General features: G+C 56.9%; 20 protein-coding genes and 1 pseudogene. 10 read left to right on the top strand and 11 right to left on the bottom strand.

Annotated features, from left to right (window positions below; translation table 11 throughout):
• Positions 1–129 precede the first annotated feature (129 nt).
• From DW133_RS06025 to DW133_RS06005, 5 genes are all read right to left on the bottom strand, one after another.
• Positions 130–2457 (bottom strand): Tex family protein, encoded by a 2328-nt coding sequence (locus DW133_RS06025; RefSeq protein ID WP_118275746.1) that lies wholly within the window; start codon positions 2455–2457, stop codon positions 130–132.
• Positions 2458–2529: 72 nt separating this feature from the next.
• Positions 2530–3024 carry an AtaL-like protein gene (locus DW133_RS06020; protein ID WP_118275745.1) on the bottom strand — a complete coding sequence of 165 codons (495 nt, stop codon included), beginning with the start codon at positions 3022–3024 and terminating at the stop codon, positions 2530–2532.
• Between the two features lie 23 nt (positions 3025–3047).
• Positions 3048–4133 (bottom strand): amino acid ABC transporter permease, encoded by a 1086-nt coding sequence (locus DW133_RS06015; protein WP_118275744.1) that lies wholly within the window; start codon positions 4131–4133, stop codon positions 3048–3050.
• 14 nt (positions 4134–4147) lie between these two features.
• Positions 4148–5314, bottom strand: coding sequence for an amino acid ABC transporter permease (locus DW133_RS06010; protein ID WP_118275743.1), 1167 nt, complete (start codon positions 5312–5314; stop codon positions 4148–4150).
• A 167-nt stretch (positions 5315–5481) separates the two neighbouring features.
• Positions 5482–6498, bottom strand: coding sequence for an amino acid ABC transporter substrate-binding protein (locus DW133_RS06005; RefSeq protein ID WP_118275767.1), 1017 nt, complete (start codon positions 6496–6498; stop codon positions 5482–5484).
• A gap of 266 nt (positions 6499–6764) precedes the next feature.
• On the opposite strand from DW133_RS06005, the gene DW133_RS06000 reads away from it, so the two are divergent.
• Positions 6765–8075 carry a hemolysin family protein gene (locus tag DW133_RS06000; protein ID WP_118275742.1) on the top strand — a complete coding sequence of 437 codons (1311 nt, stop codon included), beginning with the start codon at positions 6765–6767 and terminating at the stop codon, positions 8073–8075.
• A 61-nt stretch (positions 8076–8136) separates the two neighbouring features.
• Here the strand turns inward: DW133_RS06000 and DW133_RS05995 are convergent, their stop codons facing one another.
• The 4 genes and pseudogenes from DW133_RS05995 to DW133_RS05980 form a co-directional block, all read right to left on the bottom strand.
• A complete protein-coding gene (locus tag DW133_RS05995) occupies positions 8137–8517 on the bottom strand; it encodes a cupin domain-containing protein (protein WP_118275766.1) in 381 nt (126 codons plus the stop codon).
• A gap of 20 nt (positions 8518–8537) precedes the next feature.
• Complete coding sequence (locus DW133_RS05990) at positions 8538–9014, bottom strand: MarR family winged helix-turn-helix transcriptional regulator (protein ID WP_158571133.1); 477 nt, start codon at positions 9012–9014, stop codon at positions 8538–8540.
• Between the two features lie 150 nt (positions 9015–9164).
• Positions 9165–11657 (bottom strand): annotated as a pseudogene (locus tag DW133_RS05985) (DNA topoisomerase III); the annotation flags it as partial.
• A 209-nt stretch (positions 11658–11866) separates the two neighbouring features.
• Positions 11867–12766 carry a DNA-processing protein DprA gene (locus DW133_RS05980; RefSeq protein WP_118275739.1) on the bottom strand — a complete coding sequence of 300 codons (900 nt, stop codon included), beginning with the start codon at positions 12764–12766 and terminating at the stop codon, positions 11867–11869.
• A 126-nt stretch (positions 12767–12892) separates the two neighbouring features.
• On the opposite strand from DW133_RS05980, the gene def reads away from it, so the two are divergent.
• Complete coding sequence (gene def / locus DW133_RS05975; RefSeq protein ID WP_118275738.1) at positions 12893–13429, top strand: peptide deformylase; 537 nt, start codon at positions 12893–12895, stop codon at positions 13427–13429.
• 6 nt (positions 13430–13435) lie between these two features.
• Here the strand turns inward: def and DW133_RS05970 are convergent, their stop codons facing one another.
• Positions 13436–14338 (bottom strand): alpha/beta fold hydrolase, encoded by a 903-nt coding sequence (locus tag DW133_RS05970; RefSeq protein ID WP_118275737.1) that lies wholly within the window; start codon positions 14336–14338, stop codon positions 13436–13438.
• Positions 14339–14478: 140 nt separating this feature from the next.
• Here DW133_RS05970 and fmt point away from each other — a divergent pair, with 140 nt between their 5' ends.
• From fmt to DW133_RS05935, 7 genes are read left to right on the top strand one after another with little or no spacing between them, the layout of a single operon-like run.
• A complete protein-coding gene (fmt, locus tag DW133_RS05965) occupies positions 14479–15435 on the top strand; it encodes a methionyl-tRNA formyltransferase (protein ID WP_118275736.1) in 957 nt (318 codons plus the stop codon).
• Positions 15432–16739 carry a 16S rRNA (cytosine(967)-C(5))-methyltransferase RsmB gene (gene rsmB / locus DW133_RS05960; protein WP_118275735.1) on the top strand — a complete coding sequence of 436 codons (1308 nt, stop codon included), beginning with the start codon at positions 15432–15434 and terminating at the stop codon, positions 16737–16739. The genes fmt and rsmB overlap by 4 nt, the downstream gene beginning before the upstream one ends.
• Positions 16740–16746: 7 nt before the next feature.
• A complete protein-coding gene (locus DW133_RS05955; protein WP_118275734.1) occupies positions 16747–17352 on the top strand; it encodes a DUF4390 domain-containing protein in 606 nt (201 codons plus the stop codon).
• The gene (locus DW133_RS05950) at positions 17349–19625 is read left to right on the top strand and encodes an ATP-binding protein (RefSeq protein WP_118275733.1); all 2277 of its coding nucleotides are present in this window, start codon (positions 17349–17351) and stop codon (positions 19623–19625) included. Before DW133_RS05955 ends, DW133_RS05950 begins: the two co-directional genes overlap by 4 nt.
• Before the next feature lie 45 nt (positions 19626–19670).
• A complete protein-coding gene (locus DW133_RS05945; protein ID WP_118275732.1) occupies positions 19671–20414 on the top strand; it encodes a response regulator in 744 nt (247 codons plus the stop codon).
• Positions 20415–20462: 48 nt separating this feature from the next.
• Positions 20463–21872, top strand: a complete 1410-nt coding sequence (gene trkA, locus DW133_RS05940; RefSeq protein WP_118275731.1) for a Trk system potassium transporter TrkA — start codon at positions 20463–20465, stop codon at positions 21870–21872.
• Positions 21873–21882: 10 nt separating this feature from the next.
• Positions 21883–23355 (top strand): TrkH family potassium uptake protein, encoded by a 1473-nt coding sequence (locus DW133_RS05935; protein ID WP_118275730.1) that lies wholly within the window; start codon positions 21883–21885, stop codon positions 23353–23355.
• On the opposite strand, the gene DW133_RS05930 is transcribed toward DW133_RS05935, so the two are convergent.
• Positions 23352–23723, bottom strand: a complete 372-nt coding sequence (locus DW133_RS05930) for a DUF1840 family protein (RefSeq protein ID WP_118275729.1) — start codon at positions 23721–23723, stop codon at positions 23352–23354. The two genes, DW133_RS05935 and DW133_RS05930, sit on opposite strands and share 4 nt — an antisense overlap.
• 155 nt (positions 23724–23878) lie before the next feature.
• On the opposite strand from DW133_RS05930, the gene DW133_RS05925 reads away from it, so the two are divergent.
• Entirely contained in the window at positions 23879–24280 is a 402-nt protein-coding gene (locus DW133_RS05925) for a PTS sugar transporter subunit IIA (RefSeq protein WP_158571132.1), read from the top strand.
• Positions 24281–24290: the final 10 nt, after the last annotated feature.

Below are 24290 nucleotides of genomic sequence, written 5' to 3'. Positions count from 1 at the left end.
CACAAACTCTAGCCCAGATCGATCGATTTTGCCTTTGTCGGAATATGTCTGTTGCAAACCCAAAATAAAAAACGGTGCGCCGCCGGATTTTGCCTGCCGCACACCGTTCTTGTTTGCCGTTCCGGACGATTAACGACCAAGCTTCAGACCGGCGAACGCCGCTGCCATTGCCCCCGAAGGCGACTTCTGCGGACGGTTGTTCGGCCTCACGGTGACGTTCGAACGCTTGTCGGTTGCCGGAGTGACGTTTCTGACTGCCTTTTCACGACTTCGCATGGAAAGACTGATGCGCTTGCGAGCGACATCCACATCAAGAACACGAACCCGCACGATGTCTCCCACCTTGACAACTTCGCGAGGATCCCGAACGAATCGGTCGGAGAGTTCCGACACATGCACCAGACCGTCTTGATGCACACCAATGTCAACGAAAGCGCCGAAAGCTGCCACATTGGAAACCACGCCTTCGAGCGTCATGCCAGGCACCAGGTCTTTGATCTCGTGCACGCCTTCCTGGAATTTAGCTGTTTTGAATTCCGGACGGGGATCTCGGCCGGGTTTTTCCAGCTCCTTGAGAATATCCGTCACGGTCGGCACGCCGAACTGCTCATCGGTGTAGTCCGACGCTTTCAGCCGCGAGAGCACGTCGTGGTTGCCGATCAGGCTCTTTACGGACAGTCCCGTCTTTTCCACGATGCGCTGCACGACCGGATAGGCTTCCGGATGAACGCCCGAAGCATCGAGCGGATCAGCCGCATCGGGAATGCGCAGAAAACCCGCAGCCTGTTCAAAAGTCTTGGGACCGAGGCGAGGCACGTCCAGAAGTGCGCGGCGCTCCGCGAAGGCACCGTTTTTCTCACGCCAGCTCACAATTGATTTGGCCTGCAACGAGGAAAGGCCCGCCACGCGTACCAACAACGCTGCCGAGGCCGTGTTGACGTCAACGCCCACGGCGTTGACGCAATCTTCCACCACCGCATCGAGCTTGCGCACCAATTCAGACTGGTTCACATCATGCTGATACTGACCCACACCGATGGCTTTCGGATCGATCTTGACGAGTTCAGCAAGGGGATCCTGCAGACGCCGCGCAATGGACACCGCACCGCGGTAGCTCACGTCCAGATCGGGCAGTTCGGCCGCCGCCGCAGCGGAAGCCGAATAAACAGAAGCTCCCGCTTCGCTCACCACAATCTTCGTCAGTCCCAATTCGGGATGGCGTGAGATCAGGTCACCGGCGAGCTTATCCGTTTCACGACTGGCGGTACCGTTGCCGATGGAAATGAGCTTGGAGCCGTATTTGCGGGCCAGCTGAGCAAGCGTATGGATCGAACCCTCCCAGTCTCGGCGAGGCTCATGCGGGTAAATCACCGTCGTATCCAATACGGCACCCGTATCGGAAATCACCGCCACCTTCACTCCGGTTCGAATACCCGGATCCAGACCTATCACGCCTTTGTGGCCAGCCGGAGCAGCAAGAAGAAGATCCTTCAGATTGGTACCGAAAACACCGATGGCTTCCGTTTCGGCGCGTTCGCGAAGGCGAGTAAGCAGATCGCCTTCAACGGAAGCCAGGCACTTGACGCGCCAGCACCAGCGCACAACGCCTGCCAGCCAAACGTCGGCAGGTCGTCCTAGATTCTTGATTCCATGCGCGCGGGCAATCAGCGCCTGACAGGGATGCACGGGCAGCGCTTCTTCTTCCTCAGTAAGGAGCACCTTTACCGTCAGCAGGCCTTCCTGACGCCCTCGGAAGACGGCAAGTGCTCGATGCGAAGGCACCGTTTCAATCGGTTCATCGTAGTCGAAATAGTCGCTGTACTTGGCCGCCGCCGGATCGGTTTCCTTTTCCGGCACCACCTTGCTCACCAGATACGCCTTCTTCCAGAGGAATTCGCGCAGTTCTTCAAGCATGTCAGCATTTTCAAAGAAAACTTCTGCGAGGATGTCGCGAGCACCATCAAGCGCTGCGCGCACGTCGGCCACGCCCTTGTCCGGGTTAACAAAGGCCGCGGCTTGCGTTTCCGGGTCGCGCATGGGATCTTCCCACAGCATCATGGCCAACGGCTCCAACCCTGCCTCTCGGGCTACTTGCGCACGAGTACGGCGCTTGGGCTTATACGGCAGATACAAGTCTTCCAGACGCTGCTTGGTATCGGCCGCCCAAATGTCGCGTTCAAGCTCTTCGGTGAGCTTGCCCGAGTCGCTCAGGGCCTGCAGGATCGAAGCGCGGCGCTCCTCGAGCTCACGCTGATAGATCAGCTGCTCTTGCAGATCGCGCAACTGCGTGTCATCGAGTCCGCCGGTGACTTCCTTGCGGTAGCGGGCGATAAAGGGAACCGTAGCGCCTTCATCGAGCAGGTCTACGGCGGCTCGGACTTGGTCGACGCTAGCGCCGACGGCTTTGGCAATGCGCGTCTCGATGGCGGAGCGCACGTCAGTCGAAAGTTCGGTCATGGTACAAACAAAAGAAAAGCTCCGCAGCAAGCCAGCCGCATAGGCGGCTTACCGGCAGAGCGTCGATCACAATCAATGTTCGTCGGAATCAAGCTTATCCAAAAGGATGCGCTCGAGGATGGCTTTGTCTTTCTGCTCCCACGCCTGCTCGATGAGCGGGCGCAGCGAAGCCGGAACCTTCGGTTCGCTATGGGCAAAATAGGTAAACGTCACCGCAGGCAGCTGCTGCGTCGTGCGGGAAATTTCCATGCGCAGGCACGAAGACGGATAGTCCTTTGTCTCCTGCACGTGAAATTCCATCAATCGTGCAGATTCATTGAGGTACACCGTCTCCTTGACGCGGTGCGAACCGAAGTCAAGCGTTCGATCAAAGACCGTACCGGCCCGATCACCCGCGCCGGGCGTGACAGTACAGCTTTTGACCTGATCGTTGAATTTTTCGGGTTCGTGCACAAATCGCATCAACCCTTCCCAAAGCACATCCTCATCCACGACTTCCGCCGTTTCCTGCGTAAGAATCTGGATGTGCGAATAGAGCTTTTTCATCGCGTCGCCGCTTTGCGTCATCGCTCGTCTCTCCGTATCGTTAATCAGCGGGTCTTCGCGCCCGCACCGATGCGCTTCTCAAGCCACTGGCTGTAGCGGCTCATCACAAACGAGCTCACGAAATAAATGGCGGCTACAAAAATATAGCCTTCGCGGAAGAAATCGCGCCAATTGGCATCGCCGAGCGCAAGCTGCAGACTGCCCGTCAGATCAAACATGGAAACGACCGTCACAAGCGACGTGTCCATGAACATGGAAAGCAGGTTGTTGACGAAAGCCGGGATCACCGCCACCAGAGCCTGCGGCAGGATCACGTATACGTAGCGCTGCACGGTCGTCAACCCTAGCGAGTCGGCCGCAAGGAACTGTCCGGCCGGCACCGTCTGCAGGCCGCCGCGCACCGTTTCGGCCATGTAGGCAGCCTGAAAGAGAATGATGCCGCCCGCAACGCGCCAGAACGGATCGATTCGCACGCCGCTCGGCAACAGTAGCGGGAAGACGAAACTTGCCACGAAGAGCACAGTGATGAGCGGCACGCCGCGAACGAGTTCGATATAGCCCGTCGAGAGCACCCGCACCAGAGTCAGATTGCTGCGGCGGCCGAGTGCCAGCAAAATGCCGATCGGCGTTGACACCCCGATGCCCAGCAGTGTCAGGATGACGGTAAGCGGCAAACCGCCCCAACTGTCAGTGGGTACGGCCGTCATGCCGGCAAAGCCACCGTACATCAGTCCGAAGAAGACCGCAAACCCGACAACCCAACCGATCATCAAAATGCGAGCGCCTTTGCGGTTCCAGAGCGACGGCCAGGCCGAAAGAACCAGCATCAAGAGGATAGCGGTCGTGGCAACAGCGGGACGCCACTGCTCTTCGTAGGGAAAGCGTCCGAAGATGATCAAACGCCACTTCTCGGTCACAAAGCCCCAACACGCGCCGCTTGCCTGATAACAGGCATTGGGATCGGCGCGAAATACCGCGTCGACAATCGCCCAGTCCACCAGTCGCCACAGAATGAGCGCCAGCACGAAACAGGCAACCACCGTAATGCCCGTGGCCTGGCTGGAATAGAAGAATCGTTCCCGGATTTGCTCGAAAACCGTTTTTTTCAATCCCGCAGGAGTCGTTTCCATTTTTTCAGTCTCCTTTAGCGGGGCGCACGCATGACGCGGCTATTGAGCGCGTTCATGAGCACGCTGATGATGAGGTTGAGGAACAGGTAGACAGCCATGATGATCACGATCACTTCAAGCGCCTGCCCCGTGATGTTGATCGATGAATTACCCACGGCCACGATGTCGGGGTAACCGATCACCACGGCCAGAGACGAGTTCTTCGTGAGGTTCATGAACTGACTGGTGAGCGGCGGAATCGCCAGACGCATCGACTGCGGAAACACGATGTAGCTCACCACCTGAGAGCGAGTCAGGCCGAGTGCCAGACCCGCATTCCACTGCCCCTGCTTGACGGCGAGCACACCGGCGCGAACGATTTCGGCAATTGCTGCCGACGTAAAGAACGTAAGTCCCAGCCACAAGGCAAGGAACTCGGGCGAGAGCGACGCACCGCCCTCGATCATGAAACCCGAAACAACCGGCTTGCTCCAGCCGCTGTAAAACCCGAAGATCACCCAAACGACGAGTGCAACCGTAATGCCGGCCACAAAACCCAAAAGCCCCGCCACCAGATCGGTCACGCGGCGGCGCTGTGTTTCACGCACCAAAAGTGCCGTCAGCACGCCCGCAATAAAGGCAGCCATGGCAGCCAGCCCCGTCTGAACCGGCACGGCAAACTGCAGCCCCGCTTTGGAGAGCAGCGCCCAGGAACCGGCGTGCAGCGGTTCGGTGCTCGCCGGCAGCAGCTCGGTGATCAACATGTACACCGCAAAAAGCTGGATGATGAGCGGAATATTGCGGTACACCTCAACGTGTGCAGTGCCCAAGAACCGCAGAATCGGGTGATTGGAAAGGCGCATGATGCCCACGACGGCGCCGAGCACCATCGAGGTAATGATCGCAAACACTGCCACGCGAATCGTGTTCAGAACGCCGTTTAGAAACGCAAGCCACACGGGTTGGCTGGAGTCAAACGGCAGCAATACCTCGCCAATTTCGAAATTGGCAGCGCCTTTTAAGAAGTCGAAACCGCTGCGAATGCTGCGTTCGGCCAAATTGCTTGAGACGTTTTGCACCAACAGCCACACAAAGGCCACGAGCACAGCCAGAACCACGAACTGAATGGTCCACTGTCGTCTTCGTTTGGCGCTCTCCCTTTGTTGATAGGCAGCATCTCCGCGCTGCTCTTCACTTTGCATTTTTCTTTCCGCTTAGGGTAATCAGATGGATAAGATCCGCATTTTAAATGCAAAAGCCGCGGCCGACCTGTTTTTCAGGTCGTACAACCGCGGCTCAAAGACTCCAAAACGAGCTAAAAGGCGCTCGCTTCGGATGCGCTTGCGTCCAAGCGCTTAAAAGCGTTCGCTTAGCGGATCGGGGGCACGTACATGACGCCGCCCTTGGTCCACAAGTTGTTGAGACCGCGGGGCAGGTTCAGTTTGGTGTTCGGACCGAAATTGGCCGTCCAGCTTTCGCCGTAATTGCCGACTTGCTTGATGATGCGATACGACCAGTCCTTATCCAAACCAAGGAGCTTGCCCGTATCGTCACCCGTACCGACAAGGCGCATCACCTGAGGCACCTTGCTCGTTGCGCGAATCTGATCAACGTTGGCCTTGGTGATGCCATTTTCTTCAGCCTCAACCATAGCGAAGAAAGACCAGCGGACGATTTGGAACCATTCATCGTCTCCGCGGCGCACGGACGGACCCAGCGGTTCCTTGGAAATGGTTTCCGGAAGGATTTCGAAGTCAGCCGGATTGCGGGCGCGCGTACGGGCACCAGCGAGGTCGCTCATGTCGGTCGTGTAGACCTGGCAGCGACCGGAAATGAAGGCGCTCTGCGTGGCTTCGGTCGTATCGAACATAACCGGCTTGTACTTCATGTTGTTGGCGGCAAAGTAGTCGGCCATAGCCTGAACGGAACTCGTGCCCGACTGCAGGCAAACCGTCGCGCCGTTAAGCTGCTTGGCACTCTTGACTCCGAGCTTCTTGGGAACCATAAAGCCCTGGCCGTCGTAGTAGTTGATGGCCGCAAAAACGGCACCCTGAGAGGCGTCGCGGGTCAGCGTCCAGGTGGTATTGCGAGACAAAATATCGATTTCACCCGACTGCAAAGCCGTAAAGCGCTGCGGCGAGGAAAGCGGAACGAACTTCACCTTCTGCGCGTCGCCGAGCACAGCTGCGGCCACGGCACGGCAGGTATCAACATCAAGACCGGTCCACTGGCCTTTGCTGTCGGCACTTGCAAAACCGGGGGCGGCGGTGTTGACACCACAGATCACCTGCCCGCGCGCTTTAACGGCGTCTAACACGGGACCGGCATTGGCGACCGAGCAAAGTGCAAGCAAAGCTCCCATTGCACAAACTGTCTTGATGTTCATTTTGTTATTCCCTTTGCGGCGTCCGTTGTGCGGTGCGCTCGCTTTTTCATTAAAACGGTCTGTTGAACGCCAGGTGCGACACGCACCCAACTTTAAAAAGTTTATCCTCCGCCGCTTTCGTTCTCCAAATGGACCGCGTACTGATTCCCCAATTCTTGGTTCAAATCAAGCCGTCTGAGCACTTTCTCCAGGTTAGGCCACAGTGCGAATAGCGCTCCGCGAGCTCTGATAAAATGCGCCGAGTGTGTTGATTATTTTGGATTTTTATGTCGCTCGGCGTTCAAATTTTTTGCCTTTTTCTTCTCGTCTGCATCGGTGGGTTCTTTTCCTTTTCGGAAATCAGTCTTGCGGCCGCACGCAAGCTCCGACTCCGAGCCATGGCTGAAGAGGGCGTTCGAGGAGCCGCGCGAACGCTGAAGACAAAAGAAAACCCGGGACGCTACTTCTCAGTCATCCAGATCGGTAACAACATGGCCGCCATCATGGGCGGTATCGTCGGCGAATCGGCTTTTTCCCCCTATTTTTCGGCAGCATTTCGCTACATCCTGTCTCCGGAAACTGCGGCCCAGCTGGGTTTTGTCTGCTCTTTTCTGCTGATCACCTGCGCCGTGGTGCTGTTGTCGGACCTCCTGCCCAAGCGCCTGGCCATGAACAACCCCGAGCGCAACGCCATTTTGGTGTCCATGCCCATGCACATCTTCGGCACCATCATCAGCCCCTTTGTCTGGATTTTTGACAATCTGGCAAACGCAGTGTTGCGTTTTCTCAATATTCCGTTGGCACCAAAGGATAAGCTCACCTCTGACGACATTCTCGCGACGGTGAGCGCCGGCAGCGATCAGGGCATCATTGACGCCAATGAACAGGCGGTGATCGAAAACGTGTTCAATATGGAAAACCGGCCCGTTACTACAGCCATGACGGCGCGCGAATCCATCGTCTACTTCACCCTTGATGAAAGCGAAGCGGAAATTCGCAAACAGATCAGCCAAAACCCGCACAACTACTTTCTGGTCTGTGACGGCGACATTGATCACGTCATCGGCTTTATCGACAGCAAAAACGTGTTGAGGCGCCTGCTTGAAGGAAAACCGATTTCCATCACCGAGCAGGGACTTGTTCAGCAGGTGCAGTTTGTCCCTGACACGCTCACGCTGTCGGAAATTTTGGAAATGTTCCAGCGTTCGCGCGGAGACTTTGCCGTGGTACTCAATGAGTACGCGCTGGTCGTGGGCATCGTGACCTTGAAGGACGTAATGAGTACAGTGATGGGCGATCTGGTGCTCACCCCCGAAGAAAGCCAGATCATCGAACGTGATGATCACAGCTGGCTTGTCGACGGCGCCACGCCCACGGTAGACCTGGTCTACACGCTTGATCTGGATGAATTGCCCGATTCGCAAAACTATGAAACCGTCGCAGGCTTCATGATGTACATGTTGCGAAAAATCCCGAAGCGTACGGACCGCTTCGACTGGGGCGGCTATCGTTTCGAAGTGATTGACGTTGACGCCAACAAGATCGACCAAGTACTAGTTCAGCGCATTGCCGACACAGATGCTCGCTCGGCAAGCTAAGAAAAGCGGGATGTCCGCGCAACCGGAGATCCCGCTTTTTTAGTGGCGAAAGCTATTTCGATTACTTCAGCCAAGGCGCCTTTTCTTCACACATCACACCGTCGGTCATCGTGTAGTTCTCAAGACTGCCTGCCTTGGTTTGCATGCAGATAAACGTAATGCCTTCGTTTTCAGCCGCACGAATCGCACGCTTGCCAGCGGGACTCACACGGAACCAGTCACCGGCTTTGATGGCGTGCACTTCGCCGTCAATCCAGATTTCACCGCTGCCGGACAACACGCCGTAGAGCTCTTCGTTTTGCTTGTGAGCATGTACAAACGGGACGGCCGCGCCCGCCGGCAGGCTGTTAATCGACACTTCGCAACCGGTCAATCCCAACTGATCATGCAGTTCAGTACGAGGCGCCTGGGCTACAGAAACCAATTTAAAGTTTTCCGTCATCACTCTCTCCTTTTTCACACTTAAGCATTGGCAACCGGACCGCGGTAAACGCTGTCGGGTTGCGGATTGAAGATCTGAGCGCTCTTGGCAAGAAGCGCTTCCAATACAGCAAGTTCCTGCTCGCCAAGTCCTTCGCTGATCTTGCGGTGCATTTCAGCTGTGATTTCGGCAAAGGCGTCTTCGAGTGCCTCGCCTTTTTCAGTTAGCCGCAATCGCAACAAACGCGCATCAGCGGGATCAGGTTCACGGCGCAAATAGCCGGCTTTTTCCAATTTTCCTGCAAGCACTGAAATCGTCGACTTGGTGCGTCCGGTACGCTGTGCCAACTCAGTCACCGTCAAGGCTTCGCCCCCAAAAAGATGCACCAGCAGATTGCCGTGCGAAGGAATGAGATCCTCGATACCGCGCTTACGCATCTCCTCGGCAACAAACGCACTTGTTCCCGCCAGCAGCAAGCCAGCAAGAAAAGGCACCATGGTCTGGTTAGGTAATCTCATTGTGAATTCCTTTATTTGTTCGATATCGAACGGAATGCTATCACAACTTTCGTTCGATGGCGAACAATTAGCAAACATTTGATAAAAAAAGGTGCTGTCCGTCTTCCGGAAAACACCTCTTTGCCGCTGGGACTGCGCTATACCTTAGGAAGCCTTCTTGCGCGTCGCTGTTTTGCGTGTTTCGCTTTTGGCGCCCTCTTCACGCGGCGGGAATTCAAAGCCCAACTTCTTACCCTTGGGATCCCAAATCAAAAAAGCCTTGAACTTGCGCTTGGTTCGAGCCGATACAAAGTCCGTCATCAGGCCGCTCTTGCCCTGCGTAAGAATCAGACGAGCCTGTTCCGGTTCGATTTCCTGTTGCAGGATCGTACGGCTGATGCGGAAATCGCATTTCTTGTCACCCATCGCATGTTCGCAAATATAAGCGTTGGGGCCGATCAAAACGCGACCTCCGCACTTCGGACACGTTCCGATTTCTTCAAGCGCGGCCGGATCGAGCGGTTGCTCGGCTTCCTCAGGTTTGTCACCAAAGTCAAATTCGAGCTTACAGTCGGCCGTGAGTTTGAGCTCGGCCTCGAAAGGACGTCCCATTTTGCTGATGAAGCCCGACAGCGGCCCGACATGACGCGTGGCCATCAGCTCCTCGACTTCCTCGGGTTCGAACATGCGGCCCGCCGGATGTTTTGTGAGGCTGAAGTCGCACCCCGGAGTCGTGCAGGCGTAGCGGCGATAGTTTTCCACCACTTCGCCTCCGCACTTCGGGCAGGGTGTCTTGAAGTGCTGCGGATTCTCCAAGGGAACTGTATTGCCTTCGTAGTTCTTGGCCGATGCCACGATTGTGTTGGTCATGTCACGGATTTCGTGCATGAACGCTTCGCGCGGCAGATTGCCCTTGGCAATCTGCGCGAGCTTGTACTCCCATTCGCCGGTAAGAGCCGGATCCGACAGCGCCTTGATGTTGAGGCCGTCAATGAGCGACAACAGCTGCTGCGCCTTAGCAGTGGCACGCAAATCACGCCCGTCGCGCTGAATGTACTTTTGGTCGATCAGGTTTTCAATAATAGCCGCTCGCGTAGCCGGCGTACCGAGCCCCTTTTCGGCCATGGCTTCACGCAGTTCTTCGTCTTCGACGAGTTTGCCCGCACCTTCCATCGCCGACAGAAGAGTGGCTTCGTTATAACGAACAGGCGGACGTGTCTGCTGCTTTTCGAGCTTGGCATCAACGACGTCTGCCGTATCAGCCCCGTTCAACGACACGAGCGCCGCATCCTGAGCAGCCTCGCGACCGTAGACAGTCATCCAGCCGGGTTCAACGAGCACCTTGCCTTCGGTCTTGAAGTGATCTTCGCCCACCTTGGAGATGCGCGTCGTCACATCAAACTGGGCGGCAGGATAGAACACGGCCATGAAGCGACGCACCACTAAGTCGTAGATCTTGAGTTCGGCTTCGGAGAGCCCCGTCTTCACAGGCTGCAGCGTCGGGATGATGGCAAAGTGATCGCTGATCTTGGCGTTGTCAAAGATTCGGCGATTGGGCTTAATCCAGCCTTTCTTCAGAATTTCTTCCGCACAGGATTGATACGCCTGCGTGCCGGAAAGCAGTCGCAGCGTTTCCTGCACCGTTCCAAGGTAGTCCTCGGGCAGCGCTCGCGAATCGGTACGCGGATAGGTCAGTAGCTTGTGCTTTTCATAGAGCGCCTGTGCGATTGCCAACGTCGTCTTGGCTGAATAGCCAAACTTGTTGTTGGCTTCGCGCTGTAGGCTCGTCAGATCAAAAAGCTGCGGAGAGAGCTGCGTCGTGCGCTTGGACGTCTCGGTAACAGCGGCAACCTTGCCTTTGACACGTTCAAGAATGTCTTTGGCGACCTGCTCGTCGAAAAGTCGTTCGGCGCGCAAAGCATTGTCGCTCGGGTGCTTCTTGAACTTTGGATCAAACCAGCGACCTTCATAGTTGCCACCTGACACGGCAAACTGGGCCTTGACTTCCCAATAGTCGCGTGGGCGGAAGGCTCGGATTTCGTTTTCACGGCGCACGACAATGGCAAGCGTCGGCGTCTGCACACGGCCAACGGTCGTCAGAAAGAACCCCCCGTCGGAACTGTTGAATGCCGTCATTGCGCGCGTGCCATTGATGCCGACCAGCCAATCGGCCTCGGAGCGGCTGCGGGCAGCGTCAGCAAGCGTCTGCATTTCTTCGTCGGTTCGCAAATGCGCAAAGGCCTCGCGGATGGCTGCCGGCGTCATGGACTGTAGCCACAAGCGCTTGATGGGCTTGTCGTTTTTCGTCGCCTGCATGATATAGCGGAAAATCAATTCGCCTTCGCGTCCCGCGTCGCATGCGTTGATAATGAGACCAACGTCCTTGCGGTGAATCAGCTTCTTGAGGTTCTTGAGCTTTTCTCCGGCCTTGGCAATCGGCTTCAAATCAAAATAAGGCGGCAGAACCGGAAGGTGCGCAAACGTCCACTTGCCGCGCTTGACTTCGTAAGCGTCGGGACAAGCAAGCTCCAAAAGATGACCGAGGGCGTTTCCTACGATGTAGTCTTCGCCCTCGTAATAGTCTCCGGTTTTCTTCAATCCGCCGATAACTTTCGCGATGTCAACGGCAACTGACGGCTTCTCCGCGATAATCAGTGTCTTCATATCACCTTTAAATATTCCACGAAACGCGTCGCAAAAAAATCGAAACACGCGTCTCTTTTTTCAGGATAGCCGCAAAATCCATTGCTTTGCAACCGTTCTCGAATCGTTTTTTGTTCCGGACGAAACGAAAACTTATCCTCAAACCGCCTTCAGAAACGCAGACATTTGAATTGACAGGATTTTTGTCAATCGTTCCCGCAAACGCCTTTTCACGCTTTCGCGCAAGCCTCAATGTCAGCCACCGACTCAGTCAGTCTCGCACCTTCCCGAAGCAACTTATGACTGCCTTTATAAAGCGGCGAATGGATGCTGCCCGGAATCGCATAAACGTCGCGGTTGTTTTCACCAAATATACGTGCCAGAGTATGGGTCGGCCCCGGAAGTTCGGCTTGCACAACCAAAAGTTCCGGGCACAGATACGAACAGAGAACTCTCCGCTGCTCCAGCGTTTCCTCCGAAACGCCCACACTCGGCATCAGCGGCGTCAGAATCAGGCCGCCATCGGCCGCCCGGTGATACAGGTCACGCATGACGGGCGGATAAAGTCGATCGGGCCCCGTAGCACTCAGCACGAGAAGCCCCGATGGCGAATCGTCATCCATCGCCAGCGCCGAACGGGCAACCTGCGCATCGGTTTCGTTTTCCAAAAACGTCACCACCGTCCGTCCGGCCCTAATCAGAGCCTCAGCAAAAGAGGCTGCGTTTCGCATCCCCTCATCGTTCGCGTGCATCGCCCCTGCCAAGGCAATGCGTCTGCCGGCAAGAATCTCCCTTCTTCCTCTCAGTAAAAAGAAAGAAGGAGCGCCTTCGTAAGCAAGAACCTCCCTTGGGAAGTCCGGATCGGCCCAGCAAACAAAATCGGCCTGTGGCGTGGTCTGCAACCACCTTTGGATGTTCCGAGCCTGCTCTTCGCGCGCCTCATCAAAAAGACGGCGCGAGGCTACCTCACCAATGATGTCCGCACAGGCTCTGCGACCGGCATCAAAGATGCGATTGACGTCTGTGTAGACCTCCATCAGTCGGCGCAGTCGCTCAGGTCCCATGTCGCCGGCAGCTATCATCAGCATCAGCCAGCGAAGGTCTACAACGTTTTTCTCCTTGTCAAACACCTTGTTTTTCCCGAAAATTTTGCGTAAATTCAGCGCTTTTCCACATTTGGCGCATACAATAGCGCGCTTATCCGGCCAATTTTATCGGCCGCGTTTTTCGAGACAGTTTTTCCGGAGGTCTTCACAGTGGCACTTCTGCCCATCGTTCAGTATCCCGATCCTCGTCTGGCTGCCAAGGCCGAACCCGTCGTTGTTTTCGACGATGCGCTCAGACAGCTGGCGGCCGACATGGCTGAAACCATGTACGAAGCTCCCGGCGTGGGGCTTGCCGCCACGCAGGTGGGCAAACTCATTCGCATGGTCGTGATCGACATCTCGGAAGAAAAAAACGATCTGCACGTTTTGGTCAACCCTGAAATCACCTCCCGCTCCGAAGAGATCAAGGAATGCGAAGAAGGCTGCCTGTCTCTGCCCGGCCTCTATGAGAAAGTGAAGCGTCCTTCGTTTGTCACCGTCAAGGCGCAGGACCTCAAGGGCGAATTCTTCGAAATGCAGTGCGACGAGCTCATGAGCGTATGCGTACAGCACGAACTCGATCACCTCGACGGCATCGTCTTCATCGACCATCTGAGCCAGCTCAAGAAGTCCCGCGCCGCTGCCAAACTGGCCAAGCGCCGCAAGGAAAAGGCCCGCGAAGAAAAGGCCAAGCGCGAAAACCGCTGATTCGTCTTACCGCAGCGTCGTGCCGTAGCAATGCGCGGCCACGGCGTCTGCCATTTCCAGCTGACGGGATGCGGCAAGGTCGTGCCCCATCCCTTCCATCGGCATAAAGCGGGCCCCCTCAATGCATTCGGCCGTTTCTTTACCAGCGCGAAGAGGCAAAAGCGGATCGGCCGTACCGTGAATCACCAACGTCGGAACAGAAAGCTGACGCAGCTGCTCGCGCCGATCGCCTGAGGCAAGAATTGCCATCAGCTGACGCATTTTGGCCTGCGGCGGCACCTCGTACTCAAATTCCACGTCAATGATCTTGTCGAGCGCCTCATCGCTGTAGATCTCGTTTTTCGTGCCGATCGCCGTCATCACGTTGCGCAGATAGTTGCGCCAAGCCAGTCGATCCTTGGTGCTCGGCGCAGGCTGCAACGCCTGGCGAATGGCCACCGGGTTGCCCACGCCGGTGATGACGTTTCCGGTTGCCGACGACATGCTCGTGAGGCTCACCGTCCGGTGCGGCGCACGGCAGGCAAACACCTGCGCAATCATGCCGCCCATGGAAATGCCGGCAATGTGCGCGCGTTCAATTCCCAATTCATCCATGATGCTTTCGGTATCGGCAGCCATATCTTCAAGACGATATTCAGCATGCACGGAGCCGCCCGCAATGTACTTGGCGATGCTCGCGAACATACGCGTCTTGCTCACGGACTCCGTACCGAGCATACTCGATCCGCTGTCTCGGTTATCCGGCGCAATGACATAGAGCCCCTTGCGTACCAGACGCGTGAGGAAAGGCTCCGGCCAGGAAGCGGCATTCATCCCTAAGCCCGTCAACAGCACAAGCGGAGGCATGGCCGGATCGCCGTACAGACGGCATCCGAAACGACCGCGCCGGGTAAGAAGCATCTTTTCCATGGTGTGAATCCGTTTTGTTTTTAACCTCTAAAGCATGCCGTCGCTTGCAAGACGACCTGACCGATTCTACTCAGCCTTTCCGACCAAGCCGCTACAATACCGCGCAACACACCATTTTTCCCGCTTCTTCAAGAGTTTCTATGCGTATTGCTTTTGCCGGCACCCCTGCCTTTGCTGCTGCCGCCCTGAGCGCCCTGATTGACGCCGGGCACGAGGTCTGTCTTGTTCTCACTCAGCCCGATCGTCCGAGCGGCCGCGGCATGAAGCTCAAGCCCTCTGCCGTCAAAGAAGTGGCTCTGGCGCACAACATTCCCGTCCTGACGCCGATTTCGCTTTCCGTAAAGCGAGCTCCGGAAGAGGCCGAAGAAGCGCTCGTCGCACTTGAAAATTCCGGTGCCGATGTGCTGATCGTTGCCGCCTACGGCTTGATTTTGCCGCAGCGCGCGCTTGACGCCGCCCGAGGCATCGGCCGCGACGGTGACATCAAGAGCATAAACATTCACGGTTCGATCCTGCCGCGCTGGCGTGGAGCGGCTCCCGTGCAGCGTGCCATCGAAACGGGCGACGCGGTCACCGGCATTACGCTCATGAAAATGGAAGCAGGCCTTGATACCGGCCCCATGATCCTGAAATCCGAAACGGCAATCACCGACACCGACACGTCGGTTACGCTTTTTGAGCGTCTCACCGAAATGGGCGCCGAGCTGATCGTGAAGGCGCTCGAACAGGCCGATTCGCTCACCTGGGAAGCGCAGCCCGAAGAAGGCGTCACATACGCCGAAAAAATCCTTAAATCCGAAGCACCGATTGACTGGTCTCTTCCGGCCGAGGTCGTAGCCCGCCGCATTCGTGCCTTCAATCCGTTTCCGTTCGCAACGGCTGTCCTCAAGGGCGAGACCGTCAAAATCCGCAATGCCGCGACGATTGACGCCTGCGGCAAACCCGGTGAAGTACTGCAGACCGGACACCGACTGATCGTGGCCTGCGGCAGCGGCGCCATTGACTGTCTTGAACTTCAGCGTGCGGGCAAACCCGCCATGCCGGCTGCCGCCTTTGTACAGAGCACCGGACTTACCGTCGGGGACGTGCTGCAATGAGTGCCACTCTTAGCCGTTCGCTGACGCTTGCTGCCGCATGCTGGGGTGATCTTTCCGAGCAAGCGGCCTTTGACCGCACGATTGAAGTCCGATGCGCCAGCGCTTCGCCCGACGAAAAAGCCGCCGTTCGATCGATTCTTTACTGCGCGCTGCGCCGTGCCGTTTTCCTGGAGCGACTTGTCGCCAAACTCGTCTCACGCCGTCCGACTCCTGAAGTGGCGGCACTTCTAGCCGTCTCGCTCTCCGAACTCAACGAGCAGCCCGATAAACCCTACGTCGTCGTCAACGAAGCCATCAACGCGGCGCGCATGAACAACGCAACGTACCGCGCAAGCGGCCTGATCAACGCCTGTCTGCGTCGTTATCTGCGCGAAAAGGCGGCGCTCGACAAAACGATACTCGCCGACCGCATCGCCCGCTACAACGCACCGGGCTGGTGGATCGACCGCATGCGCAAGGAATTCGGCCCCCAAAACCTTGATACTCTTTTCGAGACGCTGCACAAAAAGCCGCCAATGACACTGCGCGTCAACGTACGCAAGACATCTGTTGAAAAATGGCTGACCGACGCACAGGCCGCCGGCTGTCCCGCTCGTGCGTTGGGCGGTCAGGCCGTGCTGCTGGAAAAGGCGCGGCCCGTTCACCGCATTCCAGGTTTTGCCGAAGGTTTGGTCAGTGTCCAGGACGCGGGCGCCCAATTAGCCGGTCTTTTCCTTGCCCCCAAAGCGGGCGAACGCATTCTCGACGCATGCGCCGCCCCCGGCGGCAAAACGGCGCACGTGCTCGAACTCTCCGATTGCTCGGTCACGGCTCTGGAATCCGACCCGCAACGCGCTCCACGTATTGAGGAAAACCTCTCGCGACTGGCTCTCAAGGCAGATGTTCGCGTGTGCGACGCGGCCGACATCTCCCGTTGGTGGGATGGCAAGCCGTTTGATGCCGTCTTGCTTGATGCACCCTGCACGGCAAGCGGCATCGTGCGTCGTCACCCCGAGATCGTTTTTTCTCGTCGCCCGGACGATATTGTTGCCCTCGCGCAACAGCAAAAACGCCTTCTGGAAGCCCTTTGGCCCGTCGTCAGACCCGGCGGCAGACTCCTCTATGCCGTCTGTTCGGTATTCGCTGAAGAAGGTTCGCAGCAGATCAAGGCTTTTCTTGAAGCGCACGATGATGCACAAGCCGTTGCACTTCCAAAGTGCTCGTGTTCGCAACTGCGCCTGATGCCGTGCGACAATCCTGACATGCCCGATCTCATCGACGGGCCGCACGACGGATTCTTCTATTCACTTTTGCGGAAACGCTGATTTCGGTATGACTGTCACTCGCCGCCAACTTTGCGCCGCTGCCGCCGCCGCTCCGATCGCGGCACTTGTGCCGCGCGCGGCTTCGGCCGACACGACCGAGATTCAGCTCATGCAAGCCGTGCTCGAGCCACAGGGCAATGATCTTTTCCTGTCTTTGAGCTGGGAATACGATCTGCCCGAAACACTCATCGACAGTCTGCGTCGCGGCATTGCGCTTTACTTCGTCTGCGAAGTGCGTCTGCAAAGCAAACGCACGCTCTGGTTTGACAAGGATCTGGGGCATCTCGAACTCGTTCAGCGCATCAGTTTCAGTCCGCTTACCCGTCAGTATCGGTTCTCTCGCGGCGGTCTCTCCCAAACCTACGACACGCTCGAGCAGATTCTTCCGATCACGCGTCACTTGATCGGTTGGCGCATCGCTGAATCCTCCTTGCTCAAAGACTCTTCGCTTGAGATCGAGGCGCGTATGCGGCTTGACTCCTCCCGTCTGCCCAAACCTCTGCAGGTCATCGTCGGAGGAAACTCCGATTGGGAGCTTGACAGCGATTGGATCACCATCGATGTCCAGCAGGCGCTCAAGGCCACCCTTTTCCCGGATCCGTCGCGGTTATGACCCGTTGGTTTCGCATTCCCCTGACCGCCGCTATCGTTGTTGCGGTTGTTCTTCTGGTAGCAATGGCCGCAGGTGGCGCCAATTCCACCGTTTTTGAGCGCTATTTCCCGATCCTGCTCATCGTCACCTCGTTTGCAACGATCGCTCTGCTCGCCTTTATCGGCGCCGTTGTTTACCGTCTCTTCAAGCAGCGCCGCAACAAGGTGTTCGGTTCGCGAATGACCATCAATCTGGCGCTCTACCTGTCACTCGCAGCCGTATTTCCGTGCTTGTTGCTCTACTTTGTGTCAAGTCAGTTCATCGGGCGATCCATCGACTCGTGGTTTGACGTGCGCGTGGAACAGGCGCTTGACTCCGGCGTTGCACTTTCAAGCGAAGTGCTCACGCGCGAACAGCATCAGCTCTTGCAAACAGCCCGTCGCATCGCTTCCATTTTGAACGCTACCTCCAAAGGTGAACGTGCGCTCACGCTTGATCGTATGCGCGAAACATCGGACGCGGCTTCTGCCATCGTTTTTTCATCTTCAGGCGAAATTCTCTTAAGCTCCTTCTCGCCCACCGTCACCGCAATCATTGATCGTCCGACGGCTTCCCAATTGCAAAAGGCGCGTGCCGAATACGGCATCTATCTGCTTGAAGGCGAACAGCCCGAAAGCGAAGGGTCGCTGCGCATCCGCAGCATCGTGCCGATGGACGCCTACGCCGCGCTGCAGCCCACCACTTATCTTCAGCTCACGCAGGTCGTGCCCAAGGCCATGGCCGAGCACACCATTGATCTCGTTGAAGGCTATCGAAACTATCAGGAACTCGTGCTTTCGCGTACGGCGCTTCGCAACGTCTACACGATCACGCTCACGCTCACGATGCTGCTGGCCGTTTTGGTCGCCGTTGCCGTCGCGTTCGTGTTTGCCAGCGCCACCACAGCTCCCGTGCTTCAGCTGGCACGAGGCACGCGAAAGGTGGCTGAAGGCGACCTGCGCCCGATTAAGGAATATTCCGGCGATAGCGAAATCAACCTGCTCACCAAATCCTTCAACACCATGATTTTCCAGGTGGCTGACGCCCGAGAAAACGTCGAGCGGCGCCGCCAGGAAGCCGAACAAGCACGCTCGCAGCTCGAGCTGATTCTTGCCAATCTTTCATCCGGCGTTCTGGTGACGGACGACAAGTTGCGCGTAGCCATGAGTAATGCGGCCGCCGCCGACATCCTGCACACTGACGCAATCGGTGCGGGCACCATGGTTCAGGACGTTTCTCCCACGCTTGCCCAGACTTTCACTCAGAAAATGGAGCTCACGGACGATGATGCGCCCATCTCGTTTGAGTTGCCGATCACGAGCACCGAAGGCCATGCCGACGTCACGCTCTTTGTGCGTGCTTCTAGGCTGCATCTTGAAAACGGCCCCGGCTTCGTGATCATCTTTGACGACATCACACGCATTCTCGACGCTCAGCGCGCGGTCGCATGGGGCGAAGTCGCCCGTCGACTAGCCCATGAAATCAAGAACCCACTCACGCCGATTCGTCTGGCGGCCGAGCGTCTCGAGATGAAACTCACCGGCAAACTCGACGAAAAGAACGAGGCGCTGCTGCACCGCACCACCGGCACCATCGTCACGCAAGTAGACGCCATGAAGCAGATGGTCAACGACTTCCGCGATTTCGCCAAGCTTCCCGAAGCTGTTCTCAAGCCTCTGAATCTGAAGCTTTTCCTTGCCGAAGTCGTCGACTTCTACCACAGTGCAGGCACCGAAGTTCAGCTGCACTGCGACGGCAATCTTCCCGAAATTGGAGGCGACGCCAATCAGTTGCGTCAGGTTTTCCACAACCTCATCAGCAACTCCGTTGAAGCAATCGGCCGCAACAGTCCCGATCCGTTCATTTGCCTCACGGCAGAACTGCAGATGCAAAACGGCACGGCAACGGGCGTGCGCGTCACTCTCACCGACAACGGCGGAGGGTTCTCGCCTTCGGTGCTAGCCAAAGCATTCGAGCCCTACATCACCACTAAACCGACAGGTACGGGCCTAGGCCTGCCGATGGTCAAGAAAATCATGGACGAACACCACGCCCGCATCTCGCTCGGCAACCGTACGGAAGTCAACGGCGAGGTAATCGGTGCAAAAATCACACTGGTTTTCCCGCTCAACCGCCGTCAAAACGCCGATGCAGCGGATAATCACGCCCCTGAAGACCATCAAAACGCAAACCCTGAGGATAAAAACGTGCCTGCGGAGCAAAAGGTGCGTAACATTGTGGAATCGCCGTCCTGAAATTTGAACAAGGGCACGCTTTTGGAAGTTTGAACAGCAAGCAGTATGTCAAAAATCCTTATCGTCGATGACGAACTTGGTATCCGAGAAATGCTCTCGGACATTCTCACTGATGAAGGCCATACCGTCTACACAGCCGACAGCGCAGAAGCGGCCCGCGTTTTTGTGCTGCAGGACAAGTACGACCTGATCCTGTTGGATATCTGGATGCCCGACACGGACGGCATCACCTTGCTCAAAGAATGGGGACAACGCAGACTGCTGCACTGCCCCGTCGTCATGATGAGCGGTCACGGCACCATCGAAAACGCTGTCGAAGCCATCCGCTTCGGCGCGTTGTCGTTCCTCGAAAAGCCCATTTCCATGCAAAAGCTGCTCTCGACGGTGGAGCACGCTCTGGTCGTGGGACAACGCCAGAACACGTTTGCGCGCTACCAGCAGCAAAAGGAAAAATCGCAGGAACCCGTTGTAATCGCTCCAGCCCCACAACGCCTCGAATCCTTGCCTGTGCTGAAGATTCCCGGCACCGACATCACGCTCGACTTCAATCGTCCGCTCAAGGAGTTGCGCGACGACTTCGAAAAGGCCTATCTGTCCTGCCTGATGTCCTACGAAAACTGCCAGATGACGAAGGTCGCTCGCCACGCCGGACTTGAGCGCACGCATCTGTACCGTAAACTGAAACTGTTGAACCTGGAAATTCCGCGCCTCGGAAGCGACCTGCACAAGCACACGCCCCTGAAGGACACGCTTGCGCACGACAGCACTCCGGACCCGGATCACTTCTAAGCTGCAGCGGGCGACAAATTCGCCCGCTCGGCTTATGATCGGCATCGTATGCACATTCTCATCATCGGCGCCGGCCGCATCGGTCGCTCGGTTGCCGAAAACCTTGTCAACGAATCCAACGACATCACGATCGTGGATCAGGATGCCGAACGGGTTAGTGCGCTCGAAACCCGCCTGGACCTACGAGGAGTAACCGGTAACGCCCTCTCGCCGTCTGTGCTGGAAAGCGCCGGTGCCAACGACGCCGACATGATTCTTGCCGTCACCGCCAACGACGAAACCAATATGGCGGTCTGTCTGCTCGCTTCTCAGCTTTTCAACATCCCGACCCGTATTGCCCGCGTCCGCAATCAGGAACTGCGACAGTATCCGCGCCTTCTTGCCGAAGAAGGCTTTCAGATCACCAGCACCATTTGGCCTGAACAGGCACTCAACGAAAGTCTTCTGCGTCTGATCGAATTTCCGGAAGCGCTTCAGATCATTGACTTTGCCGAAGGCAAGGCCGTGCTTTTCTGCGTGCGCGCCGTTGCGGGCAGTCCGCTGGTGGGACGACCGATCGGCGACCTGGCAGTACATCTGCCGCATGTACCCGCACGCATCGTGTCGGTGTTTCGTCGCAACCGTCGTCTGGACATTTCATCGGAAACCGTCATCGAAAGCGGCGACGAAGTCATTGCGCTATCTTCCGGCCGCGACGTGCGCCGCGTCATCAGCGAATTGCGTCAGCATGAAGAGCGCATCCGCCGCATCATGATCGCAGGCAACGCTCGCCTGGGCGTACAGCTCGCCGGTCTTTTAAACGGTCCCGAAGGTCGCCGCGGCTACACGATCACCATCCTTGACGAAGATGCGGCGCTTTGCACGTCGCTTGCCGCCGCCGTTCCAAAAGACACGGAACTGGTAACAGCCAATCTCACCGACGAAGAAGCGCTCACGGAACTTTGCGTCGATCGTTGCGATCTCTTCATTTCGCTGTCCTCGCGAGACGAAAACAACATCATGGGCGCATTGCTGGCCAAAAAACTGGGCGCCCGCCGCGTGATTGCTCTCACCGACAGCGACACGTTCAGCGCCTTGATGCAGGGCACGCAGATTGACGTGACGGTATCGTCGACGCAGGCGACCATCGGCGAGCTGTTGCGCCATGTGCGCCGCGGCGACGTACTTGCGGCCCACAGTCTGCGCCGAGGCGTTGCCGAAGCGCTTGAAATCGTGGCGCACGGCAACAAGAGAAGCTCCAAGGTGGTCGGCAAGCGTATCGCCGACATTGATCTTCCCGAGGGCGTTGAAATCGCCGCTCTGGTGCGCGACACCGATGACATTGAGGAACCGGAGGTACTCATCGCTCAAAAGGACGTTGTCGTCGAACCCGAGGACCGCGTCATCGTCTTCGTGCCGGGCAAGCGCGTGATTCCACAGGTCGAAAAGCTCTTTGCGGTCGATGTGGGATTCTTCTGACGGAGTCGGCATGTTTGCGAACCTACGCTACTTTTTGCTACCCGTCCTCAATATCACCGGTCCGGTGCTGATCGCCTTCGCGTGTCTGCTTCTGCTGCCGGTTTTTGTCTCAAGCCTTTACAACGACGGCGCCGCATACGGCTTTGAGATCGCCTTCGTGCTGTGTTTGATCACGGGCCTGACTCTTTACGTCTTCACGAAACGCCATCGGCGAGAACTACTGCCGCGCGACGGTTTTTTGCTCGCAACCATCATTTGGGCGGTCACGCCGCTTTTCGGCGCCATCCCTCTGATGCTCGAAATTCCAGGCATATCCTTTACACACGCCTATTTCGAATCCATGAGCGGAATCACGACGACGTGTGCAACCGTGCTTTCAGGCTTGAGTGAACTGCCGGAATCAATCAACTTCTGGCGCTGCATGATGAGCTGGCTCGGCGGCATGGGCATCCTGGTGCTAGCTGTTGCCATTCTTCCGATGCTCGGCGTGGGCGGCTCGCAGATCTTCCGCGCGGAATTTTCCGGCCCCATGAAGGAGTCGCGTCTGACGCCTCGCATCGCCGATACGGCCAAGGGCCTGTGGGGCATCTACATCGCGCTTTCATTTGCGTGCTTTATAAGTTACCGGCTAGCTGGAATGAACACCTACGAAAGCATCATCCACATGTTCACGACGGTTAGTCTCGGCGGCTTTTCTTCCTACGATGAGAGCTTTGCCCACTGGAACAATCCCAATATCGAGGCTGTGGCGATAGTCTTCATGCTCCTTTGCGGCGTGAGCTTCTCCTTGCATTTCTTTGCTTGGAAAAAACGCTCGATTGTCGCCTATTTCAAAAACGTAGAGTGTCTGTCGTGGCTAAGCATCGCCGCGCTCACGACAGCCTGCGCCACGGGACTGCTCCTTATGAGCGACACTTCGCTTGAGCCGCTGCACGCTCTGCGCCTGGCCGCATTTAACGTCATCAGCGTCATCTCGACGACTGGCTACGCGAGCCAAGACTTCGCACAATGGCCCGCTTCAATCTACATCCTGATGTTTGTGGTGGCCTGTTTTGCCACCTGCGGCGGGAGCACCGGCGGCGGCATGAAGATGCTGCGCGTCGTGATGCTTGTGAAATACACGTCGCTGCAGCTTGTCACCACAGCTCAACCCCGCGTGGTGCGCCCGATGGTTCTAAACGGTCAAGTACTGGCAGACAAGACCGTACTTTCGGCGCTGAGCTTCATGCTGCTGTGGCTTGCCACCACGGTTCTCGCCTTCCTGGGATTGCTGCTGACCGGGCTAGACGCTACCACGGCCTTCGGCGCCGTGCTCGGCTGCATCTGCAACATCGGTCCTGGCCTGGGCGCAGTAGGACCCAACGCCAACTTCTCGGTTCTTACCGATGCTCAGCTGTGGCTGTGCACCTTCTGCATGCTGATCGGACGTTTGGAACTGGTAACCGTCTTTGTGCTCTTTACGCGTTCTTTCTGGCGTGCTTAAGGAACGCCCCACATCACCTTCTTGCCCCTTTTCTGCGCCGCACGCAGCATTTCCAGAAGCGGGAAGACGCGCATGGAAAAAGTCACATGCTCGAGCGCTTTCTTTTCCTCTTCTTCATCGGGCCAGGGGTTACTGCCGGGGTAGCCCTTGAGCTCACGCTCCCGTTCACGCTTTTTTCCCTGATCAATCATGTCCTTTTCACGATCCACCGCCGCCTGTAATTTTTCGATCACACCAGGGAGATCTTCGGGCAGCCAGCAGCCGGATTCGGAATAGGGACGTTCAAGCACTTCGCAAATGCCCTGAAACGTCGTCGGCATCATGAAAAAGCCGCCGCTGGCGGGGGAACGAAACTCAAGTACAGCCATGTTTTTCCTCAGGAAAATTTGTGTTTTTTCAGTCTATTAGCGCCCAATTCGACTTAAAATGGGGCTGATTTCCGAATTCGTCTGCGAACTCGGACAGGTAACGATCGTCAACCTGCGCTAGACTTTCGCCTCTTTGTTCCTTTCGAGCGCCTATTGTGACCACGTATCTGTTTATTATCGCTCATGCCCCGCTTGCAGGAGCCCTCAAGCAGTGTGCCGAGCATGTTTTCTCGCATGACGCCCGTATTGCCGACCGCGTGGAAGCATTCGACATTCCGGCCGACTCCGATACGGATGAGTGGCGAGCTCGGATTTACGAAAAATTGCCCAAAGCCCCCGACAGCTGCCTGGTCTTGACCGACATCGTCGGCGCTACGCCTTTCAACATCGCCGAATCAATGTTGCACGCCGACAACACGGCGGTACTCTCGGGCATGAACCTGCCAATGGTACTCACCGCCATCGTGCACCGAGATGAATCGCTTGCCGACGTTGTGCGCGTTGTGAGCGAAGCCGGCATCGCTTCGGCGGCCAAGCCCGCACTCCGAAAAGACTAACCTGCTGCAC

The sequence above is a fragment of the Sutterella sp. AM11-39 genome (assembly GCF_003472385.1).
In the GTDB taxonomy this organism is placed as follows: Bacteria; Pseudomonadota; Gammaproteobacteria; order Burkholderiales; family Burkholderiaceae_F; genus Duodenibacillus; species Duodenibacillus intestinigallinarum.
This window is presented reverse-complemented; position numbering and strand designations above follow the sequence as displayed.